The sequence below is a fragment of the Exiguobacterium sp. s83 genome, assembly GCF_018617095.1.
Taxonomy (GTDB): domain Bacteria; phylum Bacillota; class Bacilli; order Exiguobacteriales; family Exiguobacteriaceae; genus Exiguobacterium; species Exiguobacterium profundum.
This window is the reverse complement of the sequence record NZ_JACSJP010000001.1, coordinates 1,594,930-1,608,654: the sequence shown is the minus strand read 5'-3', so window position 1 is coordinate 1,608,654 and position 13,725 is coordinate 1,594,930. Positions and strand designations below refer to the sequence as shown.

Sequence of the window (13,725 nt, the reverse complement as noted above, 5' to 3'; positions counted from 1 at the left end):
CCTCAAAAAATGGATTTACTTCTTTTTCAAAGTATACCATGAGGTGAGGTTATTTCCTTAATTTTCTATTTTAATTTAGAGTCGAGTTGATGTTTTGGTCGAAAATCGAAAAAACGTTTGACTCGATTCAGAAAAAGGTGAGAGGCGTCCTGGCTGCTTTCTCATAAAATAGAAAGGAGTGATGAAACGGAGATTGATAGAGGAGACGTGACGAGCGTGAGAAAACAAATGAGAACGATCATGATTGGGATGCTTGCGATTGGCGTCGGGGTAGCGGGAGTATTGTCTAGTCCCGTGTCAGAGACGGCCCAAGTGGAGGCGGCAGGGTTCAGTTATTCGGCAGACCAGTTACAGGCGTTGGCAACGTTGAATAAGTATCGTAAAGAGGCAGGAATGAACCCTGTCACACTAGACCCGTTCCTTACGAAAGCGGCAACGAACCATTATGCCTACTTAAACGCGAATGGTCATGCGTATGGACATAGTGAGGTAAAAGGGCATAAAGGGTTTACTGGAGTAACACATAAAGACCGAGTGAAGGCTGTCGGGGGAAGTACTGGACAGTGGTTAGGAGAGAATATTGTTTTTCAAGCAAGAAATAGCCCAAATAGTATTTATCAACTCATCCATAATGCACCTTTACACCGAGAAAGTTTATTGAACCCTGATATTCAGTCGGTTGGTTTTGCAGTAGAGAAAGGGAATCAAAAGGGTATGCAAGTCATCGTTATGCGTGTAGATAGTTACGAGCAACGTGACTCTGACCATGTATATCCCGTGCCAAACATGAAAAACGTCAATCCGTTATTTGCAGGTAACGAGATTCCAAACCCCTTAAAAGACTATGGCATCGACCAGTCGGGGCATATTTTAACGTACTGGTATCCGAGTGAGGCGTTTATTTACGATGAAAGCGATTTCTCATTTGTGTTAAAAGATTCAAAAGGTAATGTAGTTCCTGCTTTCGTTGATTTTAAACGAAATCAAGCGAGTCGTTTAATTCCTAAGAAAATGTTAAATTACAACGAAACGTACACTGCAACTGTAAAGTGGTACAGTCCTGACAACAATCAGCGAGGCGGTCGCACATGGTCATTTACGACAATGGTGAGACCACCCTATCTCGATTACTTGGAACCATCGGTGAAGGAGAGCAAAGATTACACATTAATTAAAGGCCAGCCGTTGTATGCGGACAGCAGTACACAAACCACACAGTTGATTCAAATTCCGACAAACGGAAAGGTTCGTTCAATCGAGAAACGTTCTTCATGGATGAAAGTAACCTACAAAGGAAAAACGGGTTGGGTTGCGGTGAAGAATTTAAAGGCGTATGTCGCACCTAAGACGGAGTCAAAATATGCCAACAAGAACATGAAGGCGTATACGACTCGTTCTTCTAAGGGGAAGGTCGCGTTCACAATCCCAAAAGGTAAGAAAGTGACACGTATTGTGGTCAACGGATCGTGGTCACAGGTCAAATATGGCTCTAAGACAGCTTGGGTGGCATCACGTGATTTGAGTTCGTCTGCACCTAAATAAAATACGCGTTTACAAAAATCCGACCCTCGCAGGTCGGATTTTTTCATGTTCATTCCAACGTCAGTCGTTCCACCGCATCCCGTAGATGATCCTCGCGCACGCGGATGTAGCGTCGGGTCGTCTTCGGTTCGCTATGCCCGAGCAACTCGGACAACGTCGTTTCCTTGACGCCCATATCATAGAGATGTGACGTGAAGGCGTGCCGGAGCGTGTGCGACGTGACGGATGTGCCGAGCACGTCCTCGGCGGCGCGTTTCAAATGACGGTTGATCGTCGTCTTGCAGATGAGGTCACCACGAGCACTCGGGAAAACATATGGCGAATCGATACATCGGCGCTCTTCCTCCAGATACGTCGTCATCATCGCATGCGTCGCATCGTTCAGTGGGACCTTGCGCGGTTTCCCCGTCTTCGATTCGTGGATGTACAGGAGACGCGCATTCAAATCGATGGCATCAAGTGTCAATTGTCTCACCTCGTTGATGCGCATCCCTGTATGCAACTGGAGCGTCAAAAAGGTTCGGTACAACGGGACGTCAATCGCATCGATGACTCGGTGTAGGTCGCTTGGCGTAGGGACGTCCGAAGGTGGGCGTTCGGTCACTTTCACGCGAAGGTGATGAAACGGATTGTGCGTGACGAGTTGCTCGGTGATCGCCCAGTCATACAAACCACGGAGTGCGCTCAAGTAATTGTTGATGGTCACCGGTTGGCATCCTTCCGAGCGGAGGGCATTGATATACGGCATGACGTCCTGTCTCGTCTTGAAGTCATCGAGGGTTCGGTTCTGTCCCATGATTCTCTCGAAACGGGCGAACTTATAGGTCGCCTGACTGACCGTGTTGTCCGATTTTCCGGTCATGCGTAAGTAGTGAACGTGCTGGTCGACAGCGTCTTTCATGTGTAAGGTCATCTTCATTCTCCTCTTACTTATCGTCCTCACGGAGCATCCGCTGGAGTTCGGCCTTGTAGGCGCGGAGGCGGCTCGGGGAGTACCCGAGCGATGCTTCAGTTCCGTGAAGCATATGGCAGAGTAAGGTGAAATGACGATTTGGTAAAGTGGAACGCTTGTCGTCGAGCCAGAGGGACAGCGGCATCTCACTCTTGTCGATTTGCTCGGGGAGTCGTTCACTCGTCACCTCGTGTTGGAGCGTCTTCGCCTGCTTGGCGCGCTCGTTCAAGATCGCTCCACGGATGCGGATGAAACAGTAGGTTTTCCCTAGCGTCTTGCCGTCTTGAATGGCTCGCCATAGGGCGATCCGTGCCGTCTGGGCGGCATCGTCGACTTCGTTCGGATGAAGATGGAGTTGGCGGATGACGTAATAGATCATCGGTTCCCACTCTTTGATTTGTTCGTTTGCGTCTGGCATGAAGGGCTGCTTTCCCGCGCGCGTCTCAAGTTTCCTAGGTGGTTACAGCATAATGGTTGTTATGCGGTTTTCGCACCTCGCCAACCGTGTCGTTTCGTCAAATCAAATCGGATGTAGCCTCGAAATGCTGTATCCCATTTGCGCCAAGCCTTATGGATCAAAAGCACGGATTCTCTATAACAACCATTATAGGAGGACGGAAGGGGAAACAATCTTCAGATTGTCGAGTCTTGTCGATAAATTTCGGACGACCTTATCAAAAAATATGTAGGCTAAATGAGGAGGGTGGTGATATATTAAATGTCGGAAAAATTTATTTTTTTACATAATAAAAAGAAAAAAGGGATGAAAAATGAATAAAAAATCCATTATTAAACAAAAAATGATGATTTTGATGGTCATGATTTTGTTAGTATCTACTTTGTCACCTGTCGAAGCATCGGGCACGCTGACCGTTCAGGCATTTGAGCCTGACAGCAAGACGCTCATGGGACAGACATCGTACACAGAGCCATTATATTATGGTGTGGATCAAACGATTCGACCTGTTAGTGTGAAATCGGACGGAACGTTCACTGTCTCATTAGCTGAGGCAATAGGGGAACGAATCGTGACATTCTATCAAAAGGATGACGTCTATTACAAACCAGTTCAGCGAGTGAGTGCCTCCGTGATTGAAAAAGGTCCGATCCCGCCAAACTTTTATGGAGTCGAATCTGGAAAGATGCAGCTTCAGTCAAATCCTGGTTATGAAATCATCGCGATTTATGATGGTGAAACATATCGGGGCGTCGAGATACTTTCAATTCCCAAAAAACAAGGTACCGAAGTGAAAGCTTATACGAAAGCGTCGAATGGGAAACGAAGTGTCACTGGAAGCTATTCGTTCGATGATTCTTTTGATTTACCGATTCAGGTCGACTCGATGCAATGGAGTCAGTCGCGTGTTCACGGTACGACCTTGCCTTATCAGAATGTCCGTCTCACTCTTTATGACCGGACCCTTTCCACTGTCTCGGATGCGAATGGTCATTTCGAAGTAGAGTTGTCGATTCCGTTCGATGACTACATTAAAGGGCTCACAGGTAGAGTGGAAGTGCTCCATCCAAACAATGAAGTGCTTGTCGAGAAAGAAGTGAAGATTGATCCGGTCCGTTTGACTTCGGAGCAGCCTTACTATTCCGTCGCCCAATATTTCGGTGTGTACGGTGTGACAGATCCCGACATGACTGTCACATATGATGGAGAAAAAGTAACGGTAGACGAGTCAGGACTATTTTATATTTCACTTCGAACGGACGGAACGTCGCATAAAACCATCACATACAAAAAAGATGGAACTGTTTTAGCGGAACAATCGATTCGTCAGTACGTGGATTCTACGTTCCCCTTGACGATTGAGGCGACACCATCTACCGTATCGGGCAAACTATCGGGAGAAACAGAACCGAATGCTAAGCTATTCATCCGTTCTGATAACGGGGATTTCTCAGTACAAGCAGATTCTAATGGAAAGTTCTCTACGGAGTTACCGCTTTTTGAGTCGGGAGTATATGAATTCTATCTTCAAACAGATTTCGGGATGCAACGGTTATCTACGTCCATCTCGGTAAAAGAAGAACGCATGATTGCCGAGCCGACGGTACGCTTTTTGAATGAAACGATGTATATCGAGGCATCCTTACCGGCTCGGGAAGCAGAAGTGCAGATTATGCGTAAAAACGGGGAGATTGAAGTAGCTCGTACTTCATTATACGAAGGAAAAGGTGAGGTTCATATTCCGTACGGTTCGACTTATCGACTTCGAGTCAGTACGGGAGAACAGGTTTCTCCATATGTTGATGGCATCCATCAAGCGATGACTGCCCCGACGCTCACCCGTTTCATCGAAGGGGAGAAAGTGGTGTCGGGTCATGCAGAGCCGAATGCGACGGTCGTCTTCTATAATCGCGTCCAAGAATGGAATCCTGAGGGCACGAGAATGGAAGTGAAGACCGGGACCGACGGCGCTTTCTCCTTCACACTTCAACAAGAGTTAAAAAAATGGACCTATCGTTTCGCTGTCGAGAGTAGCGACAAGAAAAATATCACAACATATGAGTTTACGCCAAAAGATGAGACTGCACCAAATTTGACGATCAATGGTCAACCTAATACGACGACTCTCTCTGAAATGACAGAAACGGTTCGGGTACAGAGTGATGACCTCATTGATGACTTGAAAGTGGAATACTTTACTAACGGGGCTTGGGAAACGGTTGATTCGATTTCAAGATGGCGTTATGCTTTTGACTTAAAACCAAATACTGGGGCTACATTTAAAGAAGCAGGCGTGAGCCAAATTCGAATTCAGGTGGTCAACCCGAACGGATTAAAGCGAGTGGTCACACTTACTGTCAAAGACATCACACCTCCATCGCTCGTACTCGATCGGCTCTTATATGGGGACCAGGTCATCTCTGGCAAAACAGACCCGCTCACGTTAGTACGTTTCGGAAGAACAGGTGACGTTACACAACGTGCGGATGAAACGGGACGTTTCTCCTTTAAGCTTGATTATCCTGTATCCAAGTATTCAATGAATCTGTTTCCGGTCACCGTCGTGGATGAGGTCGGAAACAAACGGACGTTGACGCCGGACGTGTTCGACTATCGCATCGAGGACGTTCGAATCAACGCAGGCGGAACGAAACTGTGGTTGGCTAACGAAACACGCCGGATCAGTTACTCTGCCTACGACTTGATTGTGAATGGGCAAAAGATTAATCTGTCCAATTATGATACGACCATTAACTTGCCAGAGCCTGTCAGCTATCCGGTGAATGTGGAACTGCGACTTCGGAACGAGGATGGTACGGTACGTTATACATTCAGTAAGACACTCCAAGGTCCGTCCACGTTGACGACGCCGAAAAATTTGAAAGCTTCTTCAGACCGTCGGACGATCACGGGGCAACTAGATCCATACATCTCGTTCGATATTTACGACAAGTCTGGGAAACGCATCACCTCGAACCGTGCGAAGGCGGACGGAAACTTTGCGGTCGCCATCGTTCGACCGCTCGTGGCGAACGAATCGCTTCGCATCATATCGAAAGATGCATTTGGGCAGACAAAATCGATGACTTTCAAAGTCGCCGACAAGACGCCACCGGTCAAACCGACGATTCAACAAGTGGTCGTCCCACTGAAGCAAATCACTGGAAAGACAGAAGCGGGAGCGACCGTCCGCATCATGTATCGTAGCAAGACGTATACGACCAAAGCGGACTCAAAAGGCATCTATCGTTTGAACGTGTCGAACTGGCTCGCTGGTCAAAAGATCTCGGTGACGGCTCGTGATGCCGCTGGAAACACATCATCCGCGACAACGACCGTGATCCTCAAAGCCTTCCGGACGGCGAGTGTCTCGGCGATCCGCACGACGAGTACGTCCGTAAGTGGAAAAGCGGATGCGAGAGCGAGCGTCAAAGTGTATGCGAATAATCGCCAAGTCGGAAAGACGACACGGGTCGGGTCGAGTCAATCGTTCAAGATTGCCATTCCGAAACAGAAAAAAGGAACGAAGATGACCGTTCGCATCTATCGGGCAGGCTATGCCACGGTGGAACGGAAGTTGACGGTTTATTGATTTATGACACCCACTCCTCAACAAGTGGGTGTTTTTATATTGAAAAAATAATAAAAAAGGTAAATATAATCCAAAATAAAGTTGTTTATTCATAGATAGGTGGATATAATTTACAGGGTAAAATCAAACAGAAACTGTGAGGAATATCATGAAACCTTTGTATACACGATTATCGATCGGCGTGCTGAGTGGGATGCTCCTGTTCGCCCCGCTCACGGCCGATGCGGCGGCAAACTCGGACTTTAACGCCCGTGTCGCCCCGTCGACGACGCTCCTAGAAATGAAAGACAAGAAGTTAGTCCCGCTCCAGAAGACGAACGCGACGAAAGAGTATCGCATCGTCCGCCCGTCCGGTTGGTATTATCTGGCCATGTCAGGCGGCAAACGCATTTACGTGAAGAAGAGTCAAGCCGAGGTCGTCCCGGCCCGCTCGTTGACGAAATCACGGATCCAATCGGCGACGAACCGTCCGCTCATTCATACATACATGAAAGAGACCGATGCCCACATCCCGTATGAGTATGCTCGCTTGACGACCGAAGATGCGAAAATGTATGCGGATCAGGCACTCGCCGGCAATTGGTACATCCCGGCGGAGCCGAAACAATTGTCCGTACCGAACATCGACACGTTCAATTGGCATAAAGACGTCCCGGATGTCAACAATGACTCGTTCCCGTTCCAAATCCACTACATGACGGTGTTGAACCAATTGACGCAGGCGTATAACGACTCGGGCGACCTCGCCTATCTCAAATATGGCGAGCGTCTCGTCAAAAGCTGGACGAAAGCGCATCCGGCCTATAACTATAAACGACTCAAGTGGGGATACAACGACCAGGGCACTGCGCTCCGCGTCTTCCATCTATTGAACTTCTGGGACGTGTACAAGCAGACGTCGCTCAACAAAGACCCGGCGTTCACCGAGCTCATCTTGAAGACGCTGTACGAGCATGGCGAGATTTTAGCATCCGCTGACTTCTATAAAAAAGAGCACAACCATGGAATCTTCCAAGACATGGCGCTCACGGCGATTGCACAGACGTTCCCAGAGTTCGACAAGAGCAAGACGTGGCAGTCGCTCGCGAGCTCGCGCCTTCAGGCCCAACTCGCCTTTAGCATCTCGCCTGACGGGGTCCATCTGGAGCATTCACCGTACTACCACGTATATGTGTATGAAACGTTGTCGCAGTTTATCGAATGGGCCGACGCCAACGCCTTCGTCTTGCCGTCGCGGTCGGGATATATCGAGAAGATGCCGGACCAGCTCACCTATATGTTGAAGCCGAACCGGACGCTCCCGATCTTCGGTGATACGACTGGTTATTTAAAAGATATGAACATTATTCCAAAGACCGAGAACTATCCGGAACTCTCCTACGCCGTCAGTGGCGGGGCAGAGGGGACGGTGCCGCAACTGTTGACGAAACAACTCGGCGACCAGTACAGCTTCATGCGCGAATATTGGTCACGTCCACCAGAGTCGTTCTCGGGAGCGACCCAAGTGATGATGACGGCGGGGTATCATAGTACCGGTCACAAGCACGCCGATGACTTGAGCATCGATCTGTACGGGCTCGCCCGTGACTTCATCGTCGAGACGGGACGCTTTGGCTACTCGAAGGACCCACGACGCCGGGAAGTGTTCAAGGTCGAGGCGCACAACACCGTGCACCGCTATGGGGAAAATCTTGACTTGAGTAAAAGTATGGTCGGCAAGAGCCGAATCGTATCGGTCGAGGACAAGGGCGATACGAGTATCGCCATCGGAGAAAGTGCCCTCGTCGGGAAAGGTGCGACTCATCGCCGGACGCTTGTCTATGACAAGGCGAAGACGCTCGTCGTCTACGACAAGATCACTTCGCCGACTCCGGACATGTTCGTGCAGCGATTCCATCTCGGCGACGGCTTGAAGCCATACGCCGGTTCGACGGACGCGCAGAACGTGACGTTCCGGGATGACAAGCGCCGGACGATCCAGTTGATGCAGCTCGAGACGGACGAAGAGTCGTACATGTCGATTCAGCCGAGTCACTTGTCTGTCCGCAACTTCGAATGGAAGCCGCGTGAACAAGTCGTCTCGATCGAGTATGGGGATGACGTCCGTTACCTCACGCTCATCCGGATTGACCGGACGAGCACGTCGATCGTCGACGCCTCGTTAGCCGAGCAACCGGAGCAATACGTCGTCACGTATACGCTCTCGAACGGCACGACGAATACGATCAACGTACCAAAATGAGCAGGGCCCAGCGAAAGCTGGGCTTTTTTGTGTGAACGACTGGGTAACTCTTGAATCCCACCATTTGCTAAGGTAGAATTTTCAAGTATAACAAATGACAAGTGAGGGAACGAATGGAACATTCAATCGCAAGACTCGTCGCCCAATTTGGTGGCTCGCTCGCGGCACGGGGGAGCCACGGGTGGGACGTCGTCATCTCGGCGGGGACGATGTGTTATCAGTGGAAAGGAAGACGGGTCGTACCGGAGGCGCGACTCGAGAAGACCGGGACGGGTCGGCTCATACGCCCGTACGGTCGTTATTACGTCGTTCGTCTTGACGGCAGACAGACGCTCGTCTCAGCGTCCGATACGATGCTCGTCATGACGCGCCCGCTCACGAAAGCGAGGCTGTCCGACCGGATGGACCGCCTGCTCGTGCATCAGTACATCCAGGACAAGCGGCCGATCGCCCCGTATCGATATGAGCGATTGACGGACGACCAGGCCGTTCGCTTTGCGGACGGTGTCTTACAAGGCGACTGGTACATTCCGGCAGCACCCGACGCGTTACGTGTCGCGGACGTCGCCACGTTCGATTGGGATCAGATGGTGCCGCGGGTGGACAACAACTCCTTTTACCTCCAGCTCCATTATTTGACGACCGTCCATCAGCTGACCCGTGCCTTCGAGGTGACGGGAGAGACGGCTTATGTGGAACACGCCGCCCGTATCGTCGATAGTTGGCATACACGTCATCCTGCATTCACGGTCAGTCGGAAACGTGAGGCGTACCATGAGCACGGCACGGCGATCCGTGTGTTCCATCTGCTCGGATTCTTTGAGGCGTACCGCTGTGCACCGATCGAACGTGACCCATCCATGACCGAGAAGCTGTTGAAGATGCTGTACGATCATGCCGTCTTGTTGGCGACGCCGACGTTTTATCGGCCGCGCCATAATCACGGGCTGTTCCAGAACATGGCGCTCTTCGCCATCGCCTCCTGTTTCCCAGAGTTCGACCGGAGCCCGGAATGGGAACGGGTCGCCCGCGCGCGTCTCGATGCCCAGCTCGATTCGAGTCTCGCCACAGACGGGACCCATCTCGAACATTCGCCGGGCTATCACGTGTACGTCTATCATATGTTGAGCCGCTTCGTCGACTGGGCGAACGTGAACGGCTTCCCGTTATCCGACCGGTTTGACGTCATCGACGCGATGCCGGACCGCCTCGTCCATCTGATCAAGCCGAATCGGACCCTCCCGATGGTCGGCGACACGGGCGGACAGATTCGGGGACGGCATCTGATTCCGGACGTCGAGTCACATCCGTCACTCGCTTACGCGTTGAGCGGGGGAGGGGAAGGGGTTTGTCCGTCTGAACGGATGGTGAACCTCGGCTCGAACTATGCCGTCATGCGTGAATATTGGACCCATGTAAAGCGTCCCTTCAGTGATGCGACCTATATTTTGATGACGGCGGGCTATCACGGTGCGGCCCACAAGCATGCGGACGACCTGAGCCTCGAACTGTATGGGCTCGGGCGTGATTTCATCGTCGAGACGGGGCGATATGGGTATGCGGACTGCGAGGAACGCTTGGAGGCGATGCGCGTCACGTCACACAACACGGTGCATCGCCTCGGGGACGAGCTCGATTTGTCGGTCGAGCGGGTCGGAGAAAGTGGGATTGTATCTGTTGAACCGACTGGAAAGCAGGTGATGGCGACAGGGGTGAGCCGTCTCATCGGAAAAGAGGCCCTCCACACTCGGAAGGTCGTCTACGATCAAGCGCGGACGCTCGTCGTCTTCGACCGCATCACGTCACCAGAACCGGATTTGTTCGTTCAGCGCTTCCATGTGGCGCCGGGGCTCGACCTCGTCGAAGGGTCGCCGGAGTCCCAAAACGTCCGGTTCATGGATGCGTCGAATCGCGCCATGCAGATCGTCCAACTCATGACAGGGGAAGAATCGTATATGACGATCGAAGAAAGTCACGTGTCGGCTCGTGATTTCGAATGGGTGAGTCGTCCACAGGTCGTATCCATCGAATGTGGCACGGACGTCCGCTTCTTGACCCTCATCCGACTCGACCGGACGCATTCTCGCATCGTGAAGACGCAAGTGGAAGAAACAGGGGATAGGTACATCGTCTCATATTGGCTTGAGAGCGGGACGAAGCACGTCATCCGAATTCCGTATTGACTCGATTATAAAAAAATCAGACGAATTTGAGTTTTTCCTTGATGATTTTTGCCAACAATATTACAATAATTGTATAAGAATCATGTATATCATTTACATATGCGAAAATGTTTGGATGATGATAGGGATAAAGTCATGCATTCTTTTGAACTAGTTCTAGGCAAAACGCATGAAGGAGGACCTAATGAGTCGCAAGGAAAGACGGATGAAAAAGAGAATGATGAGTGGGCTTCAGGTAACGCTTGTCGCGATGTTGCTGGTGGCGGGGGTGTTTTGGACGCGCGCGGCGGACGATGCGGAAGCGAATGACTTCATTCTTCCGTCCACGACCGGCGAACAGTTGACGTTCAGCGGGATGGCGCTTCGCCTCGACCCGAAAAGAGGACCGTACATTCATGGGAATGCTTCCCATTACCCACGTGGATTTAAAGAAGTGTATATCGATCAAAACCGCGGTTATTTGACGGTCAAGCGGGACCGCTTCGACTCGGTCGTCTCGATCATCACGGACCCGGACGAGACGCTCACGGCCCGTGGAATCACCATCGGTTCATCAGGTGGTGGCGTCATTACGAACTTATATTTCTATAAAGACGGGCGCCTGCTCAATTTGGCGGACCCGAACGATTACGCGATTATAGCGGGCGTATACTCAAACGTCTGGTTGACGATCATCAGTCAGCCGAACGGACAATGACATCCTCAGCCGAGGATGTCATTTTTTGTAGGCTTCACTTGTAGACGGCGTCTTTGTAGCCGAATGATCGGATCGTGAGGTTGTTCAATCGTTTCGCTCCGTGCATCTCAAAGATGATGGTTTCGGACGATTTCCATCCTCCGAGGTTGATCTTGTCCGTTGAGACCGGACCCCCATCTCGATAGTTTGCGTTCACATCGACGGAGAAGAAGTGAGTGTTTCGTAACCATTCCTTGTCACTCGAACGGATGGCGACATACGTCCGATATCCGGATTCGATCACTTTCGCCTCAAAGGCAGGCGGCTCTTTCTGATAGGCAGAGAGCGGTTTGTCATTGATGGAGACGAGTTCGATTCGAGATTCCGGGTAGTTCGGACGCTCGACTGCTTTCGTTTCCATGACGAGGCTACGAGTCGTATTGCCGTCGATGGTGACGAGTCGAATCGATCCGACAGGGAAATCGTACACAAACGTCTGATCTTTCTCCTGGCTGATATACCATTCTTTCTTCTCGATGAGTGGACGTTTGAAACGGATTGACTGCAATGTGCCATCCGCGACCATTGCGGTGACAGCACGTGTATATTGATTGTAATAAGAAGCGTTGTCGACATGGTCATGGAACGTCTGGATTTTCAGTTGAGAATCTGACGTATGCACGTAGGCCGGTGTCGTCTGTTTCGTCGTCATGACCGCATCGACGAGACGGACGATGTCTTTCAGGTCGGTCGCCGAGTTGACGAGGCGTTTGCTCGGTCCAGCCGCCTCATTTTGGCGAAGTGCCGTCACATAGTCGCCGACACGCGCTGTCGTGTAGGGAATGTTCAACGTGTCGAGAGTAGCCGTGACCGATGCTTCGTTCACGTTCGAGAACATCTTGTCGATGGCGAGTTCGGCTTTCCCCATTTTCTTCCCGCGAATCGTCTTCGATGGCTTGATCGAACCGATGACGCCGTTCTTTCCTCCGAGGACATGCGTCTTCGTCGGTGCCGCGACGGTACGGACTTTGAGCGTGCTCGTCCCGCGTACGACGACATCTGTGTTGCGGATGTTCAAGAAGCCGACCTCTCCTGTATACCGAACAGGAATCTCATATGAATATTCCGTATCTTTTGAGATGTCCCACCGTTCGATTGTTCCTTTTCCGGCGATCTGGACTTCCCCTGCCGTATGGAGTTGCTCGATCTGACCGTTCAAGGTGAGTTTTTGTACCTCACCATCGATTGCAGGGTCATGCGCATGTGCGTTCGCGACGACTTGACGGAGCGGTCCTGCCGTCGTCAAGGTGAAGTTCGGTGACATCGGATTCCAAGGGATGTATAAGCTGTCGATCCGACTCGCTGCCGCTTTGTCGATGACGAGCGAGCTGGCAGGTTGACCGAGCGGGAAGAAACTGAGCTGTTTCCAACCGATCAACGTACGGTCCTTTGTTTTCGGTACGACTAGCATGCTTTTAAGTGCCGTGCCGTTCTTTTGGAAGAATGGCTTGAGTGCTGGGTCGATCTTGTAGCTGGTCCCGGAGATACTAACGATGTCCGTGCCCTTATAGCTCATGACTTCGTTCATATCATAGGAAGCAATCGGTGTCTCGAGCGGCATGACGGACCGCATGGAGAGATACCCCTTCGTTTTACCGATTTGGACGTGGGCCCAAGAGTTCGTCTTGCTGAGGAGCGCGACTTTCGTGTTCGTCTTCACGGTCATCAAGGTCTTGGCCCCTTTTTGCGTAGACGCCTTCAGTGGGGTGGATTGGACTGTCTTATACGACGGTGATGCCGCCTCGACGGACTGCATCCCGAACAGGACGACGAATAATAGACTAAAACCTAACAATTTTTTATACATAAATGTACCTCCTTCTTTCTAGAAACCATTATATCCCAAATGGTTTTGCCATCTCTCGCCTATTTGTCATAAAGAGGGAATCGTTTTTTGTGGAAATTGTAAAAAGGTTAAAAATCTTCAATTTGTGATTGTTTATTGGACGCGTTTCCGGTACGTTAGAACTAGAGCGAATTGTACATATGGGGGAAAAACGGACGACTTTGGGGCAATGAGA

The 13,725-nt window shown here is 50.7% G+C and carries 8 protein-coding genes; 5 read left to right on the top strand and 3 right to left on the bottom strand.

Going from position 1 to position 13,725, the window contains the following annotated elements:
- Window positions 1-216 precede the first annotated feature (216 nt).
- Entirely contained in the window at window positions 217-1,542 is a 1,326-nt protein-coding gene (locus KNO73_RS08250; protein ID WP_215112321.1) for an SH3 domain-containing protein, read from the top strand.
- A 49-nt stretch (window positions 1,543-1,591) separates the two neighbouring features.
- Here the strand turns inward: KNO73_RS08250 and KNO73_RS08245 are convergent, their stop codons facing one another.
- Window positions 1,592-2,455 carry a tyrosine-type recombinase/integrase gene (locus KNO73_RS08245; protein ID WP_214811116.1) on the bottom strand — a complete coding sequence of 288 codons (864 nt, stop codon included), beginning with the start codon at window positions 2,453-2,455 and terminating at the stop codon, window positions 1,592-1,594.
- 13 nt (window positions 2,456-2,468) lie between these two features.
- On the bottom strand, window positions 2,469-2,912 hold the full coding sequence (locus KNO73_RS08240) for a sigma factor (RefSeq protein ID WP_211782378.1): 444 nt from the start codon (window positions 2,910-2,912) through the stop codon (window positions 2,469-2,471).
- A gap of 400 nt (window positions 2,913-3,312) precedes the next feature.
- Between KNO73_RS08240 and KNO73_RS08235 the strand changes: the two genes are divergently transcribed.
- From KNO73_RS08235 to KNO73_RS08220, 4 genes are all read left to right on the top strand, one after another.
- The gene (locus KNO73_RS08235; protein WP_215112320.1) at window positions 3,313-6,543 is read left to right on the top strand and encodes an Ig-like domain-containing protein; all 3,231 of its coding nucleotides are present in this window, start codon (window positions 3,313-3,315) and stop codon (window positions 6,541-6,543) included.
- Between the two features lie 148 nt (window positions 6,544-6,691).
- Window positions 6,692-8,785: a heparinase II/III family protein gene (locus tag KNO73_RS08230; protein WP_215112319.1), complete on the top strand. Its 2,094-nt coding sequence runs from the start codon at window positions 6,692-6,694 to the stop codon at window positions 8,783-8,785.
- Window positions 8,786-8,898: 113 nt separating this feature from the next.
- Entirely contained in the window at window positions 8,899-10,968 is a 2,070-nt protein-coding gene (locus KNO73_RS08225) for a heparinase II/III family protein (protein ID WP_214873185.1), read from the top strand.
- A gap of 205 nt (window positions 10,969-11,173) precedes the next feature.
- Window positions 11,174-11,665, top strand: coding sequence for a hypothetical protein (locus KNO73_RS08220; RefSeq protein ID WP_251024874.1), 492 nt, complete (start codon window positions 11,174-11,176; stop codon window positions 11,663-11,665).
- Window positions 11,666-11,699: 34 nt separating this feature from the next.
- Here the strand turns inward: KNO73_RS08220 and KNO73_RS08215 are convergent, their stop codons facing one another.
- Window positions 11,700-13,511: a hypothetical protein gene (locus KNO73_RS08215; protein ID WP_214873189.1), complete on the bottom strand. Its 1,812-nt coding sequence runs from the start codon at window positions 13,509-13,511 to the stop codon at window positions 11,700-11,702.
- Window positions 13,512-13,725: the final 214 nt, after the last annotated feature.